Raw genomic sequence first — 23,346 nt, 5'->3', positions numbered from 1 at the left:
ATGCGGAACTATTGGGCGTCGTGGAAGAAGGCACTTCGATGTCCCCCGGTCACGGGGCCAACGCTCTGCTCGACCCGCACACCGAGTGCTGCGGGACGAGCCACTCCTACGGGGCCAAGCAGTGGGACGCGCGCGAGGGCTGCGAGGTCCGCCAGATCCTCGACCGCATCGCGGACAAGTGGTCGCTGCTGGTGATCGCCTTGCTCGACCGCAACAGCCTGCGCTTCACCCAGCTGAAGCGCGAGATCGACGGCATCAGCCAGCGGATGCTCACCCGCACGCTGCGGCACCTGGAACGCGACGGCCTGGTGCGCAGGACCGTTCACCCCACCGTCCCGCCGCGCGTGGACTACGCGCTGACGCCGCTGGGGGGCACGCTGCACGCCACCATCCAGTCGCTCGTGACGTGGACCGAGGAGCACCAGCGCGAGATCGCCGCGGCACGCGACGCCTACGACGCCAGGGAACGGGCGGACGGCGAGGCCGCCGAGGATTACCCCGGGTGAGGAGTGGGCAGCGCTCCATAACAGTTGACGCACCGTCAGATGTGACGTACAGCGCTCGGGGAGCGAAATTATGCCCGATTTGCAGGACTTGGAGGGTTTAGGTCCTGGTCAGAAGGTGCCTTTATTTGCCGCAGACACTTGGAATCCGGCGGGCGCGTCTATTAACGTTCGATAACGCAGCGCGGCCGTCACCGCCGTCGCAAGGATGGCACCGCGCTCCGTCGCCGAATCCGGCGTGTGGGAAACAACTGCACTCATGGAACCGGGGAACCACCACTTGGGGTGAATCGGGCAGCCGGCGGCCACCCGCGGCCGGTCACTCGTAGGAGACCTTCCTGCTCCGAACCCGTCAGCTAACCCGGTAGGCGAGAGGAAGGAAAGGAGAGCGCCCCCGTGGCGTTGAACCGGCATGCCTCCGTCGAGGGTTCGGCCCAGGACACCCTCGAAGCCGTACCCCAGGACACCTACGGGCAGCAGGGCGTGCCCGGTTCGCCCGGGCCCTACCCCGCGTACTTCGGCGCCAAGCCGGGCGGCACCCAGTCCTACGGCGAGTGGAACCCCGGGGAGGACACCGTCCGCCCCGTCCGCGGCAGGCACCGGGTCGCCCGCCAGCGCGGCGGAACGATCGCGCGCAGCAGGGCCGTGCTCGGCGTGGGCGTGATGGCCGCGGTCGGCGCCGGAGGCATGGCCACCGCCAACGAGGACGGCGCCGCCGCCATGCCGGGCATGGACTCCGCGGCCGACACCCTCAACTCCATCCCCGTGCTCGGCGGTCTGCTCGACGGCGCGCCCGCCGAGGACACCGCGCCGGTCACGCCGTTCACCAGCGCGGGCCTCACCGGCGACGAGGCCGAGGCCGGCCCGGCCGACGCGGGCGAGGCGCTGCGCGCCCGCATCATCCAGCAGGCCGACCAGGCGGACGCGGGCGCCGACGCGCAGGTCAGGACGGCCGCGTTCGAGGCCGCCGCCGCCGACGCGGCCGAGCAGGCCGCGCAGAACGCGGAGGAGGAGCGCGCCGCCGAGGAGGAGCGGCAGCGCCGCGCGGAGGAGGAGCGCCAGCGCCGCGCCGAGGAGGAGCGGCTGCGGCAACTGCGCGAGAGCTATGCCCTCCCGCTCTCCGACTACCGCATCTCGACGTACTTCGGCCAGAGCGGTGCGATGTGGCAGACCACCCACACCGGCACCGACTTCGCCGCCAGCACCGGAACCCCGGTCAAGAACGTGCACAGCGGCGTCGTCAAGGAGGCCGCCTGGGCCGGCTCCTACGGCTACCGCGTGATCGTCGAGCTTGAGGACGGCACCGAGGTCTGGTACTGCCACCTCTCCTCGATGAACGTGTCGACCGGCCAGGAAGTCGTCACCGGCGAGACCGTCGGCCGCGTCGGCTCCACCGGCAACTCGTCGGGCCCGCACCTGCACCTGGAGGTCCTGCCCGACGGCCAGACGGCGGTCGACCCCCTCGCGTGGCTGCGCGACAAGGGCCTGTCGATCTGACCCGCGGCCCGGCGGCACCCGCCGCACCGTGAACCCGGCCGGCGAGCCCGGTCCACCCCGCCCCGACGGCCCTGGCGACTCCCCCGACGCCAGGGCCGTCGGCACTAGTCTGGACACATGACGACAAGCCGGCACGCCATCGGATCGCTGCACGTGTCCCCCCTCTGCCTCGGCGGGAACGTCTTCGGCTGGACCGCCGACGAGGAGCGGTCGTTCGCGGTACTCGACGCCTACGCCGAGGCTGGCGGGAACTTCATCGACACCGCCGACGGCTACTCGGCCTGGGTCGAGGGCCACCAGGGCGGCGAATCGGAACGCGTCATCGGCCGCTGGCTGGCCGCCCGCGGCAACCGCGACTCCATGGTCGTCGCGACCAAGGTCGGCACCCACCCGGAGTTCACCGGCCTGGCCGCGCCGACGATCAAACGCGCCGCGGAGGAGTCCCTGCGCCGTCTCGGCACCGACCGCATCGACCTCTACTACACGCACTTCGACGACGAGTCGGTGCCCGTCGAGGAGATCATGACCGCGCTCGACGACCTCGTGCGCGCCGGCAAGGTCCGCGAGATCGCCGTCTCCAACATCAGCCCGGAACGCCTCCGCGCCTCCCTGGCCTTCTCCACCCGCGAGAACACCGCTCGCTACACCGCCATCCAGCCGCACTACAACCTCGTCTCGCGCGACACCTACGAGGGCGAACGGGCCGCCCTCGCGGCCGAGTACGGGCTGGCCGCCGCTCCCTACTACGCGCTGGCCGCCGGCTTCCTGACCGGCAAGTACCGCCCCGGCGCGTCCCCCACCGGGCCGCGCGCCAAAGGCGCGGCACAGTACCTGGAGACCGAACGCGGTCAGCGTGTCCTCGCCGCGCTCGACCAGGTCGCCGCCGCGCGTTCCGCCGCGCACGCGACCGTCGCGCTCGCCTGGCTCGCCTCCCGGCCCACCGTCGTCGCGCCCATCGCGAGCGCCCGCGACACCGACCAGCTCCCGGCCCTGCTGGCCGCGGCCGACCTGCGCCTCACCGACGCCGAACTCGACCTGCTGACCACGGCATCCGACTGACCGGCACGCCAACACCCCGCGCGGAGGCGCCCGGACCCGGTCACCCCTCGCCCACCGGGCGCCCGTCCGCCCACAACGTCTCGACATGCGCGGCGAAGCGGTCGAACGTTCCGTCGTCCTGAAGCCGCCGTAGGTGCAGCATGGGGGAGTCGTGGCCGACGAGATACGCCAGGTGCGGGGTCACGAGCATCTGGTCGTCGAACCGGAACACGGAGAGCGAGATGTGTTGGTCGGCGTCGCTGTACCGGGCCTGTACGCCGTCGACGTCCGTGAGCCGTGCCAGATGCTCAAGGGTGATCCGGATGCGCGTCGATACGGTCAACGCGGTTCGCTCCACCTGCTCCCGGCGCCTGGCGATGTCTGAGTCCGGCACTCCTAGAAGGAACCGCACCGCTGTTCCCGAGCGGGCCTTCTTGCGCAGCACGGAGGCCAGGTTCGGGTGGTCGAGCCACAGGAAGTAGTTGGTGTAGCCGGCGAACGTCAGGTGCTCCCTGGCACCCGTGATCAGCCCGCGCCACACAGCGGAAGGGCACGACGAGCGGTAGGGATAGACGGACACGACCTCACGGTCTGGCCCGGTCTTCATGACCGCCTTGGCGGCTGCGGGCCACAGCACGGATTCCTCCACTCGTAGTCGTGCGGCGACGGCGGCGCGCGTCCCCGGCCGCGGCACACGCCCTTCGTAGAGCCAGCGATCAACGGTCCGAGACTCGACCTGGCACGCCCGTGCCAACTGGTGCGGCGTCAGGTGCGCCTGCGCAATAGCCTGCCGGAGCGATTCGTTCACGGGAACTCCTTCGTCACAACTGACATCACCAACGACCGCGATGGACTGACGGTTATGACATGACGACGCCGTAGAGCTGGCGAGAAGGGCGAGTCACGGTGGGGCTCACGTTGCTCGTGTCGATACGCGGAGGTCGCGATGCCACCCTCGTGCCCGGTGCCTCTCCCCTGGTGGATCCCGTCCGAGGGGAACGGGGTCAGCGCGCTCCCATGCGGAAGGTCGTTCGATGGCATCCGCGTAGTGGCGGAAGACGGAACGCGCGCAATGCACCGCCTTGGGAGGCACTCAGGACCTGTGCTGCTCGACCAGGCCGCCCGCACCACCTACTGGTTCGTGGCCGCCGGGTCAGCACGCGACTGGCGCCTCCCGGGGGTATGGGTGCTGGGACTCGGAGACACTGTGGCGGTGCCGCCCGCTTCCTGGAGGCGCGGAACGTCAATCCGGTGGCTCGTGCCGCCACATGGCGCGTGCCTCACGGACGCCAAAGCTCTCCACGCGGCTCTGGCGGTCGCGACCAGTGAGTGTCCACGGCCGATCGAGAGCTACGTAAGCCCCGATTGCCATGTGAACGCCCATGACGCGTGCGCGAAGGGGGAAGTCCCACCCTCTCCCACCGGACTGCCCGTGATCTACCAGGCGTGCGACTGCTGGTGCCACCGCGCGGTGACCCCATGAACGGCGTGCTCGTCGCTATCGAGATCGATGCCGGTACCGTCCAGCGCGGAGATCAGATCATGATCGGCGGGCAGGTGCACACGGTGCAGGACATGGTGACGGCGGGGCGCGGTGGCAAAAGGCTGACTTTCGCCTCCGGCGAGACGTTTACCATGTGCCACACCACCGTGCTGTGGGCGGCACGGCGGGTCACACCTCGACGTGCGTGGTCCGCGCGGGACGCCGGTTACCGCTGATGAGGTCTTCACCAGCCGCAGCCGCGCGGGCCGTTCGTATCCCCCTGAGTACGCGGGGGCGCGAGCGGTTGGCAGGATGGGCGCATGGAGACGCCCCTCACGGACCTCCGAGATGTCCTGCGACGTGTCGCGCAGACCTACGATCGAGGCGCGGGCACGAAGGCCGGCGTGCCAGCGCAGGAGTTCCTGCGTGGCATTCACACGATGGCACTGCCGCTCCCCGCGGGGCTGCACGCCACGGGAAACGGCGGCAACGGTGGGGCCGCGGTCAGTCCGTGGATCGGAATCTTCGACCCCGATGTCAGCGAGGATTCGCAAGAGGGCTTGTACCTCGCGTACATCTTCTCCGCCGACCTGGCGGCCGTGTCCCTCACGCTGCAACAGGGCGTCGAGCGACTCAAGAACGCCTACCCCTCCAAGGCGCAGCTGCGCGAGCGGTTGCGCCGCAACGCCGGGCGCCTGCAATCCGCGATGCTGCGCGACGCGTTGAAGGGGTGGGACGAACCGTTGCGCCTGGGCGCCGAACGGAAGCACTGGCGGCCCCACACCTACGAGGCGGGCAGCGTCGCCGCGCGGCGGTACGAAACGGCTGCCCTACCACCCGAGGCGACGCTGCGCGACGACCTGTGGGAGGCGGCGGACCTCTTGGAACTCGCCGCTCACGTCGAACGAAGCGTGTGGTACCTGGACCCGCAGGACGAGCCGTTCGTCTCCTACGAGCCCGATCCCGCGCACCAGCCCGTGCCGGGTGAGCGGGCCCCGCGTCCAGCGCCGGAAACGTTGGACCACTTCCGGCCGAAGAACGACGCCGACTACGTCGCCCATGTCCCCGCGCGCACGCAGCGGAAGACGCGACGCCACGAAACGCTCGTCGCGGAGTTCGGTGGCTACGTCAAACCACGTGGCTTTCTACGCAACACGCAGGTCCACCCCAAAGACCTAGTGCTCCGCAGGGGCGATGCGGAATGGCTGGTCGAGGCCAAGGTCGTCAAAGCGGGCAACCCCACGCGGGCGGTCCGTGAGGCGGTGGGGCAGCTGTTCGAGTACCGGCACTTCTTCGCGGATCGCGACCGGCCGCCACGGCTATTGGCCCTGTTCACCGAGGATGTCCGCGCCTACGTCGACTATTTGGAGACACTCGGCATCGGATCGGTGTGGAAGACGCCCGAGGGCTGGTCGGGCTCCCGCTCCGCCGTCGATTGGGGCATCGTCGACGGCTGAGGGCGCACGGGTCAGCAGGGTCAGGTCGGTGCTCGTGGCGACCGCGAGCGTGGTGCCCGTGGGGGAGAAGCCGGCGGTGCGCAGCGGGGCGTGCGTGGTGTGGTGGATCAGCCACCAGACGCCGCCGGCCGGGCCGTGGCACAGGCCGCCGTCGGCGGACAGCAGGACGCGGTGGTGCGGCCAGTCCGGGCTGACCACGTCGACGGCCCAGCCGTCCTCCGTCGTCGAGTGCAGACCGCCGCCGTGCAGGCCGGCGATCCGGACGTGCGTGCCGGTCAGCGGCCCGATGCCGGGGCAGGTGAGGAACGGGCCGGCCGGGTCGCAGATGTCGGCATCGGGGTCGCGGTCGCGGGCCAGGAGCGCGCCCGTGACCGTGTCGAACACGCCGTGCCCGCCCTGCGAGACGACCATGAGCAGATCGTGGCCGTCGCGCGGGTCGGGCGCGAAGCCGACGCCGAGCAGGCCGCCGATCGGCAGGCTCGCGTGGGAGGGGAAGACGGCACGCCAGGGTGCCGGGGCCGGGGTGAGGGGAGCGGCGAGGAAGCGCTCCCGGAGCTGCAACTCGTACTCGGTGAACATCGCGCTCCAAGCCACGCGTAGTGTGAGGGGAACACTACGGTCGGTTCGGGGGAAGCGCTAGACAGGCAACGTTCACCTGCCCGGTGCTCGCGAGTCACGTGGGCTGCCCGCCCGAGGGGCACTCTCAGCCCCATGAAGGTCAGGCTGCGCCCTGGAAGCGTCGCACGCGCCGAGGATCTCACCACCGCGTGCGTGCGGGAATGCGCGGGGTACCTCGCCGCGCTCGACGGCGTCGCGACGCCGGAGCGGACGAAGCTCGTGGCCGCGATCGGCGCGTTCGTCGCCGAGCACGTCGCGTACGAGCCGTCCGCCGATCGCTCTTTCGACGCCCTGCTGAACATCGGGCGGCTCGCGCTCGACGCCGGCGAGGTGCGGCTGGCCCGCCGCATCGCGGACTCCGCGGTGGCGCTGCGCGCCCGCTCGGGGGGCGCGTGGCGGCTGCGCGCCCAAGCGCTCGAAGCCGACGGCCGGGCGGCCGAGGCCATGGACGCGCACGGGCGGTACATGGCGCTGAGCGGGGCGCCTCTGGACGGGCTGCCGCTGGACGGCGGCGACCCGATCGACGTGGCGGCGTTCCGCCGGCAGCTCGCCGGGCGCACGGTGTGCGTGGTCGCCAACGGGGAGGACATCGCGGCGAGCGGGCTCGGTGCCCGGATCGACGACTACGACCTCGTCATCCGCCTCGACTCCTTCCAGACGCACGCGGAGGGCACCGGCGAACGCGTCGACGTGCACGCCGTCTCGCACCGCAGCGGCGGCCCCGGGTGGCGGCGCCGGGCGCGCACCCGCCTCGTCTTCGGTGAGCAGCCGGCGCAGTGGCAGGCCGCCATCAGGCAGCGGCTGGTGCCCGGCGCGCAGGCGTACGTGGGGGACCGCTCGCTGAGCCGGCCCGTCCGCGACCCGGCCCTGATGGGCGAGGTGCGCTGGGCCGCCGAGCCGAGCACCGCGTTCATCGTGGCCCGGCTGCTCGACTTCCTCGACGCCACCCCGCGGATCGACCTCGTCGGCTTCGCGCTCCCCGGCCCGCTGCGCGCCGAGGAACGGCAGTGGGTCCTCGGCCACGCGCGCCGCCGCGACGGCCTGGTGCTCTCGCTGCGCTGAACGAAGGGCGGGCACGGCCCGAACGGCGCCCAGGTGCCCGCGAGCGCCCCGGCAGGCGCGGGGGCGCCGCTCGCGTGCCGGAGGCCGGGGCGCGCGTGCCCTCAGCCGGTGGCGACGGCCGTGCGGGCCGACGGCTCGCCAGGCACCGCGGTGGTCCCGGAGGACGCCGCGGCCTCGATCGACGCCGCGGCCAGCGCCCGGTGCCGGCCGACCCGCAGCAGCAGTTCGCGCTCCGCGTCGGCGAAGTACGGCGCGTCCAGACCGTGTTCGGCCCGGTCGCGCAGCACGGCCAGCGAGGTCGCGGCCGTCTGGTAGCTGACGACGGCGCGCAGGCCGGCCGAGCCGTGCCGCTGGCGCGCGAGCCGCCGGGAGAGCGAGCGGGAGCGCAACGAGCCGAGCGCGGCCGGTTCCGCGGCCGCGAACCAGCCCGCCGCCGCGTACTGCGGCAACGTCCTGCGCACCGCGCGCAGTTGCTGGTCCCGCTCCCGGACGGCCAGCCAGCACAGCAGGCAGAACACGGGCACCATCAGCAGCGCGTAGACGAGGACGAACCCGGTCAGGGTCATCGACGCGGACGCGTTCCACACCGAGTGCAGCACCATGGCCGCGCCGAGCCCCGCGAGCGGCAGCGCGCGCCGCCACCGCGGGCGGTCCCGCGCCCACGTGAAGGCGAGGCCGAGACCGATGCCGGCCAGCACGGTGAACACCGGGTGCGCGAACGGCCCGACCACGATCCGCACGAAGAACGTCACGGTCGTCGCCGAGTCCACCCCGCCCACGCCTTCGACCTGGTCGCGGGCGATCGCGTGGCCGAGGTAGACCACGTTCTCGGTGAACGCGAACCCGGCGCCCGTGATGCCGCCCGCGACGATGCCGGACAGCACGCCGTTGAACTCGCGCGGCAGGTGCAGGAACAGCAGCAGCACGCCCGCCGCCTTGGCCGTCTCCTCGACGACGGGCGCGATGACCGTCAGTTCGAGCTGGTCCGCCTGCGAGGTGCGCAGGGAGGCCGACTGGTCGGTGAGGAGTTCGACCAGCAGCCCGTTCGCCAGGAGCGCGAACAACGTGGCCGCGCACGCCCCCCAGCCGAACGCGAATGCCAGCGCGCGCCAGGGGCGCGGCGCGAGGGCGTCGAGCCAGTGGAAGGCGCCGACGAGGAAGGGCACCGGGAGCAGGGCGAGTCCGAGGCCGCCCCAGAGACCGGCGGCGTCCGTGTCGCGCCACACCAGGGCCATCACGACGAGGCCGCAGACCAGCAACGGTGCGCCGATGAGGACCGTGGGGGAGCGTGTTGCGCGCACGCCGATGACTTTACGGCCTGCCGGGGAGGCCGGGACACACCGTCCCGTGCGGAGCGCGGCGCGGAGGTCGAACGCCCGCCCGCCGAGCGGGGGTTGGCGCCCCGGCGCGGGGGCAGCGCGGCCCGGCGCGGCGGTCCGGGCGAGGCGCGGCCGGGCGGCCCGGCGCGGCGCGTGAGCGGGGCGAAGCGGGGGCGTTGGGCGCGCCGGGCGCACACGGCCCGCTCCGCCCCGGCGCGGCGGCATGCGCCCGCTCCGGCGGCACACGGCCCGCTCCGGCGGCACGCGCCTCGCTCCGGCGCGCGCCCCGGCGCGGGGCTTCAGCGCCTGCGGTAGCGCAGGTCGCGCACCACGTGGCCCTTCGCGATGCCCTGGCGTTCGAAACGCGTGCGCGGCCGGTCCTGCGGCCGGGGGGCGAAGCCGTCGGGGCCGCCGGGGGCCGCGTTGACGAACGAGGGGCTCGCGTCGAGCACCTCGCGCATCCAGTGCGCGTAGGGCTCCCAGTCGGTCGCGCAGTGCAGCACCGCGCCCGGCGCCATCCTTGAGGCGGCCAGTTCCACGAACTCCGGCTGGACCAGCCGCCGTTTGTGGTGCCGCTTCTTGGGCCACGGGTCCGGGAAGAAGACCCGGACGCCCGCGAGCGCGGCCGGCGGCAGCATCTCGCGCAGCAGGATCATGGCGTCGCCGTTCGCGACCCGCACGTTCGTCAGCGCGGCCTCCTCCGCGAGCCGCAGCAGGTTGCCCTGACCCGGCGTGTGCACGTCCACGGCGAGGATGCCGGTGCCCGGGTCGGCCGCCGCCATCTCCGCGGTGGCCTCGCCCATGCCGAAGCCGATCTCCAGCACGACGGGCAGCCCGCCGAACAGCTCCGCCGGGTCGATGCGGGAGCCGCCGTCGACCTCCAGGCCCCGCCGCGGCCACCACCGCAGCAGCGCCTCGCGCTGCGCGTGCGTGACGCGGCTGCGCCGGGGCTGGAAGCTGCGGATGGTCCGCTCGTGCCGGTCGCCCGCGGGATCCGCGGCGGGCCCGGCGCCCGGCGGGAACATCCGGCGGCCCTCGGACGTGGGAAGGGAAAGGCGGCTATCGAAGTCGGTCACAATGCGTCCGAGTTTACGGTGATTCCCAACGGAACCGGGCACTGGATGGGCGACGTCGGACCCGGTGACGGCGTGCGGAAAGCCGTACGCGGGCGCGGCGTGCGGTCGACGACGACGTACCGTCTTGGGCACGGAAGCCGGATCGGGTGACGCGGGGAGACGTCATGGCGGAGGGACAGAGCAGGACCGGGCTCGTCGCCCTGCCCGTGGCCGTGCTGCTGCTGGCGCTGCTCACGGTCTGGGTGGTCGTCCTCAGCCGTGAGGACGGCACGGAGGCCCCCGTGAACACGGCGGACAGCCTGGTCTCCGCCACGAGCGCCGAGCCGAGCGGCAGCACGGAGGAGCTGGCGCAGGTGTGGCGCGCGCCGGTAGTGCGCGCCGCCACCGAGGGCGCGGGGGCGCACGCGACGCGGCTGTGGGTGCACGACGACACGGTGGTGCTCGTGTCGAGCGCCGGCGTGACCGGATACGGAGCGGCCGACGGAGAGCCGTTGTGGCAGGCGCGGGCGCCGGAGGGCGCGGGGCGGCCGTGCGTCGCGGCCGGGGCCGTGAACTCCGCGGGCGTCGGTGCCGTCCTCTACGCGACCGAGGACGGCGAGAACGGCTGCTCGGTCCTCGGCGTGCACGACACGACAGACGGCACGCTGCTCTGGACGGAGCGGTTCGACCGCGTGGTGACGCCGGCGGAGGCGCGCGTGACGGTCGGCGAACGCACGGTGACCGTCGGCCTCGACTCCGCGGGAACGGTCGATGGCTTCCACCGGTTCGAGGCGGAGGACGGCACCGCGCTCCCGCTGCCCGAGCCGCCAGGCGACGCGGTCGGGGAGTGCGAGGAGGGCCGGGAGACCGAGAGCGTGCGCCACGCCGGGTCCCGCGTCGTCGTGGTCACGCGCTGCGACGAGGCGCCCGAGCTGAGCGTCTACCACGCGGACACCGGCCTGCTGGAGTGGACGCATCCGGCGGTCGACACCGAGTTCGAGGTCACCGGCATCCTGGCGGGCGACCCGGTGCTGCTGTTCCAGGGGCACGAGGTCGTCGCCTACTCGGAGACCGGCGACGAGCTGTGGCGCCTGCCCGCCACCGAGCTGAACCCGCGGGCGTCGGTCGTCGCCGACGAGGCGCTGGTCACGCGGTACGGCGACGCGTCGTTCGCGGGCTACGGGCTGGTCGGCGGCGACCGGCTGTGGCAGGCGGACCTGCCGGAGGGCACCGACCTGTACGGCACGGACGTGACCGGCCGGCCCGTGCTTGGCCACGCGACGCCCGACGGCGAGTTCCTGCGGCTGCTGCACCTCGAACCGGGCAACGGCGACGTCCTGCCGGCGGGCACCGTGCCCCTCGATCCGCGCCGGGCGGCCGACAGCAGGCAGGTGGCCTGGGACGCGAACCAGGTGTACGTGCTGACGCCCGTGCGCGACGACGAGAACGACGGCGGCCTGCGCCTGCGCGCCTTCGAGAGCTGAACGCGCGGGCGCGGACACCGCAGCGTGCACTCCGGGGGCGCAACGCCTGCCGCGCCCCAGCTCTCGCGCCCGCACGCCCCGCTGTCCGCCCGCCGGCGCGCAGCACCAGCGGGTCCGCCCGCCGGCGCGCAGCACCAGCCCTCCGCCCGCGCTCCGGCGCATCGCCGGTACGCGGGCGCGTCCCGCCCGTCCTCAGTCCAACGGGGTGGCCGCGAGCAGCCGCGTCGCCACCTCGCGGCCGATCGGCAGGCACGCGGTGGCCGCGGGGGACGGCGCGTTGAGAACGTGCACCGTGTGCGGGGCCTCGGCGATCTCGAAGTCGTCGGCGAGCGTGCCGTCGGCCCGCACCGCCTGCGCCCGCACGCCCGCCCGGGCGGGCAGCAGGTCCTCCTCCCGCACCTCGGGAAGCAGACGGCGCACCGCGGTCGTGAACGCGCGCCGGGACAGCGAACGGCGCAACTCGCCCGCGCCGTAGCGCCAATGCCGCCGCGCCATGCGCCACACGCCGGCGTACGCCGCCGTGGCCGCCAGCTCGCGCACCCGCACCGTGCGCCAGTCGTACCCCTCGCGGGCCAGGGCGGGCACCGCGTTCGGGCCGATGTGCACCTCGCCGTCCCGCCCCGCGGTCAGGTGCACGCCGAGGAACGGGAAGGCGGGATCGGGCACGGGGTACACCAACCCGCGGACCAGCCAAGAGCGTTCGGGCCGCAGCCGGTAGAACTCCCCGCGGAACGGCACGATCCGAAGACCCGGCTCGTCCCCCGCGAGACGGGCGATGCGGTCGCTGTACAACCCGGCGCAGTTGACCATGGCGCGCGCCCGCACCACCTCACCGCGCGCCGTGCGAACGGCCACCCCGCGCCCCCGCCGCCGGTCGACGGCGACGACCTCGGCCGACGTCCGCACCGTGACGTCCCTGGCCAGCTCGCGCGCCACCGCCCCGAAGTCGCACTGCCCCGTGGTCTCCACGCGCAGCGCCGCGATGCCCCGCACGGCGGGCTCGTACTCCTGGATCTGGGCGGGACCGAGCTCGTGCACGGGCACCCCGTTGCGCCTGGCCCGCTGCGCCAGTTCGTGCAGCCTGGGCAGCTCGGCCGGCTCCGTGGCGACGATCAGCTTCCCCGGCACCGCGTGCGGGATGCCGCGCTCCGCGCAGAACGCCACCAGCTCGGCGGCGCCCCGCACCGCGAACCTCGCCTTGCGCGATCCCGGCCGGTAGTACACGCCGCTGTGGATGACGCCGCTGTTCCGCCCGGTCTGGTGGCGGCCCGGCGCCGCCTCCTTCTCCAGGACCGTCACCCGCAGACCCGGCCGCGCCGCGCGCAGCGCGCGGGCGGTCGACAGGCCGACGATGCCACCGCCGATCACGAGCACATCGCAGTCGTACCCTGCCAGTGTCATGTGTCACATCATGCCGGAGCCGTCAGCAGGGGACGGGCCTGCTCCTGGAGCTCTTTGACCAGCGGCTCGTCCCCGTAGGGCGCGAGGCGCAGCAGCAGGTTGCGCACGTAGTCGGTGGTGCGCGCCGAGGAGATGCGCCCGGCGACCTCGACGGCCCGCGCGCCGGCGGCGCACGCGGCGTCCAGGTTCCCGTCCTCAAGTTCGGCCACGGCCGCCACGATCAGCCGCAGCCCGTGGGACCTGACGAACTCCTCGGTCGGCTCGGACAGCGCCTTCTCGGTGAACCGCCGCACCTGCTCCGGCATGCCGAGGTCGATGTAGCACTCGGCGGCGTCGGCGGCGAGCCGGTTGTACGAGTAGAAGTCGAGCCAGCCCGGGTCGCCGTCGCCCTCGCGCGAACGCTCAAGCCAGCCCTCGGCGGCGTTGAGCGCCGACTCGCAGCCGGCCACGTCGCCGGCCTTGGCCAGGGCGCGCGCCTCCACCAGTTTGAAGAAGCTCATGGTGCGCGCGGTGGCGAGGGAGCGGTTGCGTTCCAGGGCGGCCTGCGCCAGGTCCACGCCCTCCTCGGCGAAGCCGCGGTATATCGCCTGGAGCGACATCGACGCCAGCACGTAGCCGCCGAGCGGCACGTCGGCCGCGGCCCTGGCCAGCCGCAGGGCCTGGATGTAGTAGCGCTGCGCGGCCTCCTGCTGACCGGTGTCGAACGCCATCCAGCCCGCGAGCCGCGTCAGTTCCCCGGTGGCCCGGAACAGCGACCTGCCGACCTCGTCGCTGTAGCTGCCGAGCAGCAGCGGCGCGGCGTCGGTGCGCAGGCACTCCGGCACCATCGAGGAACGCCAGTCCCCGCCGCCGTACTTGGAGTCCCAGCGGCGCGCCTCCTCCGCCGCCTCGCGCAACTTGGAGACGTCGGAGTGGCCGACGCGGCCGATGCCGCCCTCCTTCGGGGACGCGGGCGCCTCGCGCGCGACCGAGGCGTCCGCCGGGCTTATCAGCCAGCGCGAGACAGGCGTGGCGTACGCGGTGACGGCGTACGAGCCCGCGAGCGTCTGCCAGATGCCCTTGCCCGGGGCGACATCGAGCCGGTACAGCTCGGTGGCCGAGTCGACCGCGCCCGGGACGTCGCGCGTGAAGGCCAGGCCCACCTCGGGGGCCGGGTCGGTGTCGGCGAGCCCGATCTCGTGCAGCGGCACGGGCCGGCCGAGCTTGCTGCTGATGGCGGCGGCGATGAGGTGGGGCGCGGAGCCCTGCGGCACCATCCCCTTCGTCACCCACCGCGCCACCGACGTCTTGTCATATCGCAGTGTCAATCCCCGTTGGGAACCGAGGTCGTTGACCCTGCGGGCGAGTCCGGCGTTGCTGATCCCCGCAAGGGCGAGAACCGCACCCAGCTTCTCGTTCGGCCCGCGTGGCTCCTTGGACATGCGCGCACCCCTGACACACCAACGGCAGCCCCGCGACCAGCGCAGGGCTTTCCGTACCTCCGCGAACCCAGCGTAGTTCGGTGCCTCCTGACCGTTAAGGGGGTGAATCCCGGATGGCGGATTTATGACCGTACATACGTACGAGCGCTGCCCTGAACCGGGATCGTGCTCCCGTCATGTGGCCGTGCGCCCGGCCGTGCGCTCTGGGCAGTCCCCGACCCGGCCGCTTCGATGGGGACCGCGTGGGTCGGCCCGTTGTCCTCATGAATACGGCATGGATGCGGCGGGCCGGGGGAAGTCGCCGTCTCATTCCCCGCGGACGGTGGCCTGGTCCGGGAGGCGGCCAGCGTCTCCCGGACCACAGAACAACTGCCCAGGGGCGGGCTCGACATGACCCGTTCCCCGGCCAGACTTTGGCCGAATAACGCCGCTTTCCCCCGTGCCGCGACGCCGGCCCCAGGGAACCCGGCCGGCGCGGCAGGTGGTTCGCCACACGGGCGAACCACCTCCCCGGCATGCCCCGCTCCCGGCGGTCCCATGGCAGCATGGGCCTGTCAGACACACACCCAGGCGGCGGTCCGTGGTGGTCAGTGGGGAGGCGGCGATGCGGTGGTTGGTCGGGTGGGCCGGGGCCGCTGCCAGCGCTGCCCGTGACATCCAGCCGCTGGGCGCCCACCTGCTGTGGGAGGGCCCCGACCCGCTGTGGGCCGTCGGCGACTGGCGGCCGGACGAGATCCGCCTCGTGTACGCCGACGGCGACACCCACCTCGCCGTCTTCGGCCACTGCGGGGCCGACGACGAAACGCTTCGCCGCTCCCTCGTCTCCGCCCGCGCCGGCGCCCTGCGCCAACTGACGACCTGGCCCGGCAGTTACACGGCCGTCGCCCGCTTCGGGCGCCGCACGGTCATCCCCGCCGACCTGGCGGGCACCAGACCCGTGTTCCACGCCGCCTGGGCCGGCGGCACCGCCTACGCGACGGCCGCCCTGCCGCTCGCCGACCTCACCGAGGCCCAGCTCGACGTCGCCCACCTGGCGGCCAGGCTCGCCTGCCCCGAGGCGCCGGAAGCCGTCGGCGACGGCACCCCCTACCAGGGCGTCCACCGCGTTCCGCCGGGCCACGCGCTGCGCCTGCGCGAGGGCGGCAGCCACGACGTGCTCGGCTACGAGCCCGCGACCCCCCTGGTCGTCGCCGCCCCGCCGGTCGAACGGGAAGCTGCCGTCGCCGGCGTGCGCGACGCCCTCGTGGAAGCCGTCCGCACCCGGCTCGCCGCCCCGCGGCACGCCCCCGCCCGCGACGCGGGCCCGGTGCCAGGCATGGGCCCGGCCGACCGCAGGGCCGCCCGCCTCGGTCCTGAACCCGCCCCGGGCGTCGGCGCCGACCTCTCCGGCGGCAGCGCCTCCGCGACCCTCGCCCTGCTCGCCGCCGGACTCCCCGGCATGCCGGGCACCGTCTACGGCACCGGGGCCACCCTGGCAGGCGAACGGCTGCTCGCCGTGACGTTCAACGACCTGACCACCGCGGGCGGTCCCGGCACCGCCGCCGAACTCGACCGCGCCCGGCTCATCGCGGAGAACCCGCGCCTGCACCACCTCGTCGTCGCGGGCGGCGAAGAGGCCTTGCCCTACGCGGAGTTGGAGAGCGGCCCCCTCACCGACGAGCCGGGCCCCTCCCTGGTCACCGCCGCCAGGCACCGGCACCGGCTGGCCGCGGGCAGCGCCGACCACCTCGTCGGGCACGGCGCGCGCCACGTCCTCGACGCCCACCCCGCCCGCCTCGCGGACCTGCTGCTCGACCGCCGCCGCCGCCATCTCGTGCGCCCCGTCACCGCCCTCGCCAAGGCGAGCGGCGGGGGGAGCCGCGCCATGCTGGTGCCGTTCACCGTCTACCGCGCGGCCCGCCGCCTGGCCCGCACCCCCTACCCCGAGGGCCTGACCAGCGCCGCGGGAGTGCTGCGCGGCACCTTCGACGAGGCGGGCGCGACGGACGGCGCGCTCGGGGCCTCCCTGTCCGCACTCGCCTGGTGCCGCCCGGGCCCCGCGGCCCGCTGGCTCACCGGCGAGGCGCTGGCCGAGGTGTCCGTCCGCCTTGAGGCCGTCGCCGCCCGCCCCCGCGGCGGCGCCACCACCGGCCGCCCGGGACAGCAACTCGCCCGCGCGGCACTGGCCCGGCAGGCCGCCGACCACCGCGTCTTCGAGCAGGCGGCCGAGGTGCGCCACCAGCGCCTGCACGCCCCCTTCTACGACAACCAGGTCGTGCGCGCCTGCCAGGCACTGCCGGAGAGCCTGCGCGTCCAGCCCGGCGCACGCGCCGACGTGCTGCGCGCCGTCCTCACGGGCGCGGGCGTCCGCGGCCTGCCGCCCGGCTGGGGCGCCACCACCCACGCCTGGCACACCGACTCCGTGCGCTCCGGGCTGCGCACCTATGTCAGCGACGTGGTCGGCCTGTTCGACGCGCCGCTGCTCGCCGACGCGGGTCTCGTCGAGGCCCGCGTCGTCCGCAAGGCCGTCCGCGCCGCCGCGCAGGGCGAGCCGCTGCCGCTCGACGGACTCGCCGAACTCGTCGGCACCGAGATCTGGCTCCGCCGCCTGCTCACCCGCCGCGGCTCCTGCTGGACCGCCGAGGGCAACCGCGACCCGCGCGCCGTCACCAGCGGCGTCACCCCCTGACCCCGCCGCCGCGCGCGGCGCGCCACTGGGCACCGGGTCAGCAGCGGATCTCCGACTCCGCCCAGTCCGCGAGCGCCGCCGCCCCGAGCGGCCCGCGCGGCTCCACGGCCAGCCGGAGGGTGCGCACCCCCGACAGCGGAACGTTCAACGGGACCGCCGCGTCCTCGCCCTCCAGCACCGGCGAACGCCACAGCTCCTCGTCGTCGCCCAGCACCCGGAACACCGCCGCGCCCGCGCCCCGCGTCAGATCGTCGAGACCGACCCACGACGCGTAGGAGGTACAGGTCCTGTTCAGGTCGATGGTGACCGACGACCACCCCTGCACGGTGATCCCGTGCGCGAACTCCCGCCCGGCGACGCTCGGATCGTCCCGCTGCCACACCGGGGTGCTGCCCACCAGCCGCAGCGCCGGGCCGCCGCCCTCGCCCAGCACGTCGTAGGGCAGCTCGCGCAGCACGAACGGCTCGGCCGGCGGCTCGGGCTCCGGCGCGGGTCCACCGGAGGACGGGCTCGGCCGAGGTGCCGGCGGCCGCGGTGCCGGCGGGTCGGGCGCGGGCGGCTCCGGCGCCGGGGGTTCCGGCTCGGTCTGCGGCTCCGGCGCCGGCGCCGGCTCCGGCGAGGCCGGCGGGGCACCGGGCGCGGGAACGGGCGCCCGCGGCCCCGGCTCCTCGGGAACCGCCGGCGCCGGCCCGGGCCCCGGCCGTCGCGGTTCCGGCACCGGCTCCTCGACCGAAGGACCGGCGGGCACCTGCCGGGGCGGCGCACCCGCCCGCGGCTCCTCCGCCGGCTCGCCGCCCACGAGTGCGTACGCCAGCACCGCAGCCGCCGCCGTGGCCACCACGCCGGAGGCGATCCCCGCCTTCACCGGGCCGCCGAGCCCCTCGGACGCGGCCCCGCCCGCGCCGCCCGCCGCCGCCGAACCCGCCGTGCCCACCCCGGCGGTGCCGAGCAGGAACCCCGCGCCCCGCGACGACGCCTCGGCCGCGAACCAGCCGACCACCGCCAGCGGAAGCACCAGCCTGATGTGCTCGTTGAGGTCCCGCACCTCCGAGGCCGCCGTCGCACACCTGCCGCACTCCTCCAGGTGCTTGCGCAGCCCGCGCTCGGCCCGCGTGCGCAACCCGCCCCGCGCGTACGCGCCGAGCCGGTCCGCGAACCGCGCGCACTCCCCGCCGTCCCGCAGCGCACGGCTCACGTGCTCCTGGAGGAACGCCTGCCGCAGGCCCTCCCGCGCGCGGTGCGCGAGCACCGCCGTCGCGTTCGGCGTCAGGCCGAGCAGCGGCGCCACCTCCCGCGGCGACGCCTCCTCGACCGCCGTGTGCCACAGCACCGTCTGCCAGCGCTCGGGCAGACTGCGGAACGCCCGGACCGCCATCGAGCGCTCCGCCTCCCGCATGGCCCGGACGTCCGCGCCCACGTCCACGCCCGCGCCCGAGCCGGCCGCGGCCACGCCCGCCTCCCGCGCCGCGCCCGCGGACACGGCGAACACCGCGAAGTCCTCCACCAGGTGCTCGCGCCGCGCGCTCCTGGCCCAGTCCGCGGCCACCCGCCGCACCGACGTCAGCAGGTAGGCCCGCACCGCCGTCTCCGGGCCCGCACCGCGCCGCACCGCCTGCAACGTGGCCGCGAACACCTCGTTCGTCAGGTCGTCCGCCGTGTCCGAGTCCCGGCAGCACGTGCGCGCGTACCGGCGCACGGCGTCCGCGTGGCGCCGGTACAACTCGTCGTACGCCTCGGGCACGCCACGGCGCATCCGTTCGACCAGCTCCAGATCCGCCGTCCCGCTCCCCGCGCCGCCCCGCCCCGGCACCACGGGGCCGCCGGAGTCGTCGTCCTCACCCTCAACTCCCATAGCCCGCAGCCCTCGTCCTGCCATCGGCGTCCACGACAGGGGCCAGGCTGCCACACCGGGACGCCACGACCGCCGCAGTTCGAGCAGAACCACCCGTCCGAGCGTCAACGCCCCGTGGCGCGCAGCCCCTGCAACAGGATCTGCAACAACCGCGCCTCCGCCGCCGTCTGGCGGGCCGCGTCCTCGAACCTCGGCGGCGCCGTGGCTATCACGAGCATCAGGTCGGCCACCGTCACGTCCGGCCGCAACTCACCGGCCGCCCGCGTCCGTTCCACCAACTCGCCCACGGCGGACAACAGCTCGCGCGCCCCGGCACGCGCCCCCGACCCCGGGACCGGCCGGCCGCCGGGGCCCTGCTCGGGACCGTCGCCCGGCCCCCCGCCCCCGGCGGCGCCCCGCCGCCACGGACCCCGCCGCCACGGCTCCTGCGCCCTGCCCCCGGGACCGGCCGCCAGCAACTCGGGCGGCAGCAGGCGGCCCGCCCCCGAGGCCGCGGACCGTTCGACGAACCCCGCCAGCGCGCGCCACGGCTCCCCGTCCGCGGCCAGCGCCTCCAACGCCCGGTCCGTCAGCCGCCGCGTCTCCTCGTCGGCTATGTGCCGCACCAGCGCCTCCTTGTTCGGGAAACGCCGGTACACCGTGCCCACACCGACCCGCGCCCGGCGCGCGACCTCCTCCATCGGCGCCCCGTACCCCTGCTCGCCGAACACCGCGCGCGCCGCGCTCAGCACGTGCCGCAGATTGCGCTGCGCGTCGACCCGCAACGGCCCCCGCGCCTTCGCGCCGGCGCGCCCGCCGGCATGGCCCCGCTCCGCCGGGTGGGACGCGTCGGCGCCGCCCCCGGACCCTGTGATCCGCATATGCAATTCCCCCGGTGCTGCGGCAGCCGCCGGAACGGACGGGCCGCGATGTCGAGTACGAACATAGTTGAGGCCACTGACAGTGAGAAGGAAACAGCCGACCGCCGACGCCCGTTCGGCGCAGCGGTCCGTCCGGCCTGTGGACAAACGGCCGTCCGCCGGTGCCTCATGGACGGGTGACGAAGCAACCCGCGCACATCGTGGTGGCCGGCGGCGGCTACGTCGGCCTGTACACCGCGCACCGCCTCCAGCGCAGACTCGGACGCGACCTGCGGCGCGGCGACGTCCGGATCACCGTGATCAGTCCCGAGCCCCACATGACCTACCAGCCCTTCCTCCCCGAGGCCGCCGCCGGCTCCGTCTCGCCCCGGCACGTCGTCGTGCCGCTGCGCCGGGTCCTCGCCAAGTGCCGGTTCCTGCCCGGCCGGATCACCTCGGTCGACCCGCGCACGCGCACCCTCTCGGTGCGCACCGCGGCGGGCGAGGAGGCCGGGGCCGAGCAGCTCCGGGTCGCTTACGACGAACTGGTGCTGGCTCCCGGTTCCATCGCGCGCACGCTTCCCGTCCCGGGACTCGCGGAGCACGGCATCGGCTTCAGGACGGTCGAGGAGGCCATCGGCCTGCGCAACCACGTGCTCGAACAACTCGACATCGCCTCGTCCACACGCGACTCGGCCGTCCGCTCCGCCGCCCTCACCTTCGTCTTCGTCGGCGGCGGCTTCGCCGGCGTCGAGGCCCTGGCGGAACTGGAGGACATGGCGCGTTACGCCTGCCGTTACTACCACAACATCCGGCCGGAGGAGCAGAAGTGGATTCTGGTCGAGGCAGCGGACCGCATCCTCCCCGAGGTGGGTGAGCACATGGGCAGGTACGCCCTGCGGGAACTGCGCGGGCGCAACGTCGACATACGCCTCGGCACCCGCCTGGAGTCCTGCGCCGACCGCACCGCCGTCCTCAGCGACGGCTCCCGCCACCCCACCCGCACCCTGGTCTGGACCGCCGGGGTGCGCCCGCACCCCGTGCTCGCGGACTGCGGGGTCCCCCTGGACGAGCGGGGCCGCGTCCGCTGCACCCCGGACCTGCGGGTCGAGGGCGTGCCGCACGTCTGGTGCGCGGGCGACGCCGCCGCCGTGCCCGACCTGACCGCGCGCCCGGCGGACCCGGCCGCCCTGTGCGCCCCGAACGCGCAGCACGCCGTCCGCCAGGCCCGCCGCCTCGCCGACAACCTCGTCGCGACGCTCCGTGGCCGCCCGGCCGGCGACTACCGGCACCGCGACGCCGGCTCCGTCGCGTCGCTCGGACTGCACAAAGGGGTGGCACGCGTCTACGGCAGAAGACTGAAGGGCTACCCGGCCTGGCTGATGCACCGCGCGTATCACCTCGGCCGCGTGCCGACGTTCAACCGAAAGGCGCGCGTACTCGCCGAATGGACCCTTGCGGGATTGTTCAGACGTGAGATCGTCTCCCTCGGCTCTCTCGAACATCCGCGGGCCGAGTTCGAGCTGGCGGCGGGAACGCGGCGCGACCCCGAGGACGGCTGACCGCGGCCCGGCATGTGACCATGGGAGGACCGGTCCTGGCACGTACCCGGCCGGGCCGCCGGGAGCGCCGCCGGTGCGAAGAGCGGTAGAACGGCAAAGCAGTAGAGAAGCAAGCAGAGAAGTAGCGAAGAAGCAGTAGAGAACGCCAGAGAACGCAGACGCGAAAACGCTTACGGCGCGACCGGCGCCGTGGGAAACGTAGCGACCAGAACGAATCGGATCGGAACGCTGTGAATTTGACGCGCTGGGGTATCCGGCTGCCCGGAACACAGCGGCGCCACGCCGCCGCCACCGATCGCGGCCGGGCGGAAGAGCCCGGTGGCGTGCCGGCGGCCCGCTCGGGCGATCACCAGGAGCCACCGCCGGGCCCCGCGGGCCGGGGCGTCGACGCGGCGGCCGTGCACGAGCTGCTCGGCCACGTGCAGGCTCCCGTCGCCGTCGTGCGCGGTTCCGACCACCGCGTCGCCTACGTCAACGCCGCGTACGCCGCGCTCTTCGGCCCGAGGACACCGGGCGAGCCCGCGCGGCAGACGCTGCCCGAGCTCGTCGAGATCGGGCTGCTCCCGCTCATGGACCAGGTGCAGCGCAGCGGCACCCCGCGCACCCTGAAGTCGCGCAGCGTTCCCGCGACCGCGCGCGGCGCCGGCCGCGACAGCCACTTCACGTTCACGTGCACGCCGGTCCAGCTCGCCGGGGCGGCGGGCAAGCCCGCGCAGCGCGGGGTGCTGGTGTTCGCCGCCGACGTCACGGACCAGGTCGTGGCCGCCGAGCGGCTGCGCGAGAGCGAGAGCAGGCACCGGGCCGCGGCCGTCACGCTGCAACGCAGCCTCCTGCCGCAGCGGCTCGAACAGCCGGACGACCTGCGCGTCGCGGCGACGTACCAGCCGGGCGGTCTCGACGCCGCGGTGGGCGGCGACTGGTACGACGTGATCACCCTGGGCGCCGGGCGCACGGCCGTGGTGATCGGCGACGTCATGGGCCGGGGCGTGCGCGCGGCGGCGGTCATGGGGCAGTTGCGCACCGCCGTGCGCGCCTACGCGCGCCTCGACCTGCCGCCGCACGAGGTGCTCCAACTCCTCGACGGGCTCGCCGCCGACATCGACGCGACGCAGATCGCCACGTGCCTGTACGCCGTGTACGACCCGAACGAGGGCACCCTCACCCACGCGTCGGCCGGCCACCTGCCGGTCCTCATCCGCGAGGCCGACGGCACGGTGCACCGCGTCGCGGAGCCGACCGGGCCGCCGCTCGGCACGGGCGGCTGGGTGCACGCGTCGGGAGCCGTGCCGTTCGGTCCTGGCTCGACGGCCGTGCTGTGCACCGACGGCCTGGTGGAACGGCGCGACGCGGACATCGACGAAGGGCTCGACGCGCTGGAGCGCGCCATGGCCGCCGCGTGCGACAACCCGCAGATCCTGTGCGACCGCCTGCTGCGCGCCCTCGGCATCACCGAGGAGCACGACGACGACGTCGCGGTGCTCGTCCTCACCTGCCCCGAGCGGCACGGCGAGGAGGCCGACCTGTTCAGGGGCGCGGCCCTCGACCTGCTCGGCGGGGTGGAGGCCGCGCCGCGGGCGCGGGCGTTCGCCGACGGCGTGCTGGCGAGCTGGCGGTTCTCCGAGGAGCTGCGCGAACTGGGGGTCCTCGCGGCGAGCGAACTCGTCGCCAACTCCCTGAAGCACGGCCGCGCCCCGATGGGGCTGCGGCTGCGCAGGACCGACCGCAGGCTGATCGTCGAGGTCACGGACGGGGACGAGCACCTGCCCCGCAGGCAGCAGGCCCGCCCGGCCGACGAGGCGGGCCGGGGCATCGCGGTGGTCGCCACCATCGCGGCGGAGTGGGGCGCGCGCCGCCTGCCCGAGGGCGGCAAGGCGGTGTGGGCGGAGTTCGCCCTGCCCGACGCGAGTTGACGCCCCCCATCCCGGCGCGTAATGTAGTCCGAGCGCTCTTCACGGGCGCACCTCCACTCACTCAGTGAAGCCCGCAAGGGTCTGTTCCGGCATGCCCGGAACAGGGAGCGCCGGACCGGATTTGAAATTCGGCGGGAGTTGCTTCTAAAGTAGTGGACACAGCGAAGGGAAGCGCCC

Annotated in this window: 17 protein-coding genes, 1 pseudogene and 1 riboswitch; of the genes and pseudogenes, 10 read left to right on the top strand and 8 right to left on the bottom strand. The window is 74.3% G+C overall.

Going from position 1 to position 23,346, the window contains the following annotated elements:
- The first annotated feature begins 20 nt into the window (after positions 1-20).
- The 3 genes from LC193_RS13065 (at position 21) to LC193_RS13055 (ending at position 3,059) form a co-directional block, all read left to right on the top strand.
- Positions 21-506, top strand: coding sequence for a winged helix-turn-helix transcriptional regulator (locus LC193_RS13065; protein WP_404819409.1), 486 nt, complete (start codon positions 21-23; stop codon positions 504-506).
- A gap of 212 nt (positions 507-718) precedes the next feature.
- Positions 719-889, top strand: a riboswitch (cyclic di-AMP (ydaO/yuaA leader).
- A 97-nt stretch (positions 890-986) separates the two neighbouring features.
- Positions 987-2,000 (top strand): M23 family metallopeptidase, encoded by a 1,014-nt coding sequence (locus LC193_RS13060; protein WP_404819535.1) that lies wholly within the window; start codon positions 987-989, stop codon positions 1,998-2,000.
- A 117-nt stretch (positions 2,001-2,117) separates the two neighbouring features.
- Positions 2,118-3,059 (top strand): aldo/keto reductase, encoded by a 942-nt coding sequence (locus LC193_RS13055; RefSeq protein ID WP_226074217.1) that lies wholly within the window; start codon positions 2,118-2,120, stop codon positions 3,057-3,059.
- Between the two features lie 40 nt (positions 3,060-3,099).
- On the opposite strand, the gene LC193_RS13050 is transcribed toward LC193_RS13055, so the two are convergent.
- Entirely contained in the window at positions 3,100-3,846 is a 747-nt protein-coding gene (locus LC193_RS13050; protein ID WP_226074215.1) for a helix-turn-helix domain-containing protein, read from the bottom strand.
- Positions 3,847-4,517: 671 nt separating this feature from the next.
- Here LC193_RS13050 and LC193_RS13045 point away from each other — a divergent pair.
- Both LC193_RS13045 and LC193_RS29110 read left to right on the top strand, forming a co-directional pair.
- Positions 4,518-4,757 carry a hypothetical protein gene (locus LC193_RS13045; RefSeq protein WP_226074212.1) on the top strand — a complete coding sequence of 80 codons (240 nt, stop codon included), beginning with the start codon at positions 4,518-4,520 and terminating at the stop codon, positions 4,755-4,757.
- An 84-nt stretch (positions 4,758-4,841) separates the two neighbouring features.
- A pseudogene (locus LC193_RS29110) lies at positions 4,842-5,381 on the top strand (MrcB family domain-containing protein); the annotation flags it as partial.
- Between the two features lie 459 nt (positions 5,382-5,840).
- Here LC193_RS29110 and LC193_RS13035 read toward each other — a convergent pair.
- Entirely contained in the window at positions 5,841-6,572 is a 732-nt protein-coding gene (locus LC193_RS13035) for a hypothetical protein (RefSeq protein ID WP_318842151.1), read from the bottom strand.
- 117 nt (positions 6,573-6,689) lie between these two features.
- Here LC193_RS13035 and LC193_RS13030 point away from each other — a divergent pair, with 117 nt between their 5' ends.
- The gene (locus LC193_RS13030) at positions 6,690-7,658 is read left to right on the top strand and encodes a hypothetical protein (RefSeq protein ID WP_226074208.1); all 969 of its coding nucleotides are present in this window, start codon (positions 6,690-6,692) and stop codon (positions 7,656-7,658) included.
- A 101-nt stretch (positions 7,659-7,759) separates the two neighbouring features.
- Here LC193_RS13030 and LC193_RS13025 read toward each other — a convergent pair whose 3' ends face one another.
- Together LC193_RS13025 and trmB are read right to left on the bottom strand one after the other, a co-directional pair.
- Positions 7,760-8,959, bottom strand: a complete 1,200-nt coding sequence (locus LC193_RS13025; RefSeq protein ID WP_226074206.1) for a PrsW family intramembrane metalloprotease — start codon at positions 8,957-8,959, stop codon at positions 7,760-7,762.
- Between the two features lie 317 nt (positions 8,960-9,276).
- Complete coding sequence (gene trmB, locus LC193_RS13020) at positions 9,277-10,002, bottom strand: tRNA (guanosine(46)-N7)-methyltransferase TrmB (RefSeq protein WP_226078576.1); 726 nt, start codon at positions 10,000-10,002, stop codon at positions 9,277-9,279.
- A gap of 215 nt (positions 10,003-10,217) precedes the next feature.
- On the opposite strand from trmB, the gene LC193_RS13015 reads away from it, so the two are divergent.
- A complete protein-coding gene (locus LC193_RS13015) occupies positions 10,218-11,516 on the top strand; it encodes an outer membrane protein assembly factor BamB family protein (protein WP_226074204.1) in 1,299 nt (432 codons plus the stop codon).
- A 192-nt stretch (positions 11,517-11,708) separates the two neighbouring features.
- On the opposite strand, the gene lhgO is transcribed toward LC193_RS13015, so the two are convergent.
- Positions 11,709-12,917, bottom strand: coding sequence for an L-2-hydroxyglutarate oxidase (lhgO, locus tag LC193_RS13010; RefSeq protein WP_226074202.1), 1,209 nt, complete (start codon positions 12,915-12,917; stop codon positions 11,709-11,711).
- Between the two features lie 8 nt (positions 12,918-12,925).
- Positions 12,926-14,338 (bottom strand): MFS transporter, encoded by a 1,413-nt coding sequence (locus LC193_RS13005; RefSeq protein WP_226074201.1) that lies wholly within the window; start codon positions 14,336-14,338, stop codon positions 12,926-12,928.
- A gap of 604 nt (positions 14,339-14,942) precedes the next feature.
- Here LC193_RS13005 and LC193_RS13000 point away from each other — a divergent pair.
- The gene (locus LC193_RS13000; RefSeq protein WP_226074200.1) at positions 14,943-17,006 is read left to right on the top strand and encodes an asparagine synthase-related protein; all 2,064 of its coding nucleotides are present in this window, start codon (positions 14,943-14,945) and stop codon (positions 17,004-17,006) included.
- 37 nt (positions 17,007-17,043) lie between these two features.
- On the opposite strand, the gene LC193_RS29105 is transcribed toward LC193_RS13000, so the two are convergent.
- Positions 17,044-18,858 (bottom strand): sigma-70 family RNA polymerase sigma factor, encoded by a 1,815-nt coding sequence (locus LC193_RS29105; RefSeq protein ID WP_318842150.1) that lies wholly within the window; start codon positions 18,856-18,858, stop codon positions 17,044-17,046.
- Between the two features lie 104 nt (positions 18,859-18,962).
- A complete protein-coding gene (locus tag LC193_RS12985) occupies positions 18,963-19,718 on the bottom strand; it encodes a TetR/AcrR family transcriptional regulator (RefSeq protein ID WP_226074199.1) in 756 nt (251 codons plus the stop codon).
- 176 nt (positions 19,719-19,894) lie between these two features.
- Between LC193_RS12985 and LC193_RS12980 the strand changes: the two genes are divergently transcribed.
- Both LC193_RS12980 and LC193_RS12975 read left to right on the top strand, forming a co-directional pair.
- Entirely contained in the window at positions 19,895-21,259 is a 1,365-nt protein-coding gene (locus LC193_RS12980) for an NAD(P)/FAD-dependent oxidoreductase (RefSeq protein ID WP_226074198.1), read from the top strand.
- Between the two features lie 230 nt (positions 21,260-21,489).
- Complete coding sequence (locus tag LC193_RS12975) at positions 21,490-23,169, top strand: ATP-binding SpoIIE family protein phosphatase (protein ID WP_226074197.1); 1,680 nt, start codon at positions 21,490-21,492, stop codon at positions 23,167-23,169.
- The last annotated feature ends 177 nt before the right edge of the window (positions 23,170-23,346 follow it).

Origin of the sequence: Streptomyces marincola (assembly GCF_020410765.1) — a bacterium.
Classification (GTDB): Bacteria; Actinomycetota; Actinomycetes; order Streptomycetales; family Streptomycetaceae; genus Streptomyces; species Streptomyces marincola.
Note: the sequence above shows the minus strand (reverse complement) of the source record. Positions and strands in the feature narration are given on the sequence as shown.

Excerpts from the sequence above, each read along its gene's own strand:
- trmB (WP_226078576.1), bottom strand. The coding sequence starts at position 10,002 with ATGTTCCCGCCGGGCGCCGGGCCCGCCGCGGATCCCGCGGGCGACCGG.
- LC193_RS13005 (WP_226074201.1), bottom strand. The coding sequence starts at position 14,338 with ATGTCCAAGGAGCCACGCGGGCCGAACGAGAAGCTGGGTGCGGTTCTC.
- LC193_RS13030 (WP_226074208.1), top strand. The coding sequence starts at position 6,690 with ATGAAGGTCAGGCTGCGCCCTGGAAGCGTCGCACGCGCCGAGGATCTC.
- LC193_RS13045 (WP_226074212.1), top strand. The coding sequence starts at position 4,518 with ATGAACGGCGTGCTCGTCGCTATCGAGATCGATGCCGGTACCGTCCAG.
- LC193_RS29105 (WP_318842150.1), bottom strand. The coding sequence starts at position 18,858 with ATGGGAGTTGAGGGTGAGGACGACGACTCCGGCGGCCCCGTGGTGCCG.
- LC193_RS13015 (WP_226074204.1), top strand. The coding sequence starts at position 10,218 with ATGGCGGAGGGACAGAGCAGGACCGGGCTCGTCGCCCTGCCCGTGGCC.
- lhgO (WP_226074202.1), bottom strand. The coding sequence starts at position 12,917 with ATGACACTGGCAGGGTACGACTGCGATGTGCTCGTGATCGGCGGTGGC.
- LC193_RS12985 (WP_226074199.1), bottom strand. The coding sequence starts at position 19,718 with ATGCGGATCACAGGGTCCGGGGGCGGCGCCGACGCGTCCCACCCGGCG.
- LC193_RS13055 (WP_226074217.1), top strand. The coding sequence starts at position 2,118 with ATGACGACAAGCCGGCACGCCATCGGATCGCTGCACGTGTCCCCCCTC.
- LC193_RS13000 (WP_226074200.1), top strand. The coding sequence starts at position 14,943 with ATGCGGTGGTTGGTCGGGTGGGCCGGGGCCGCTGCCAGCGCTGCCCGT.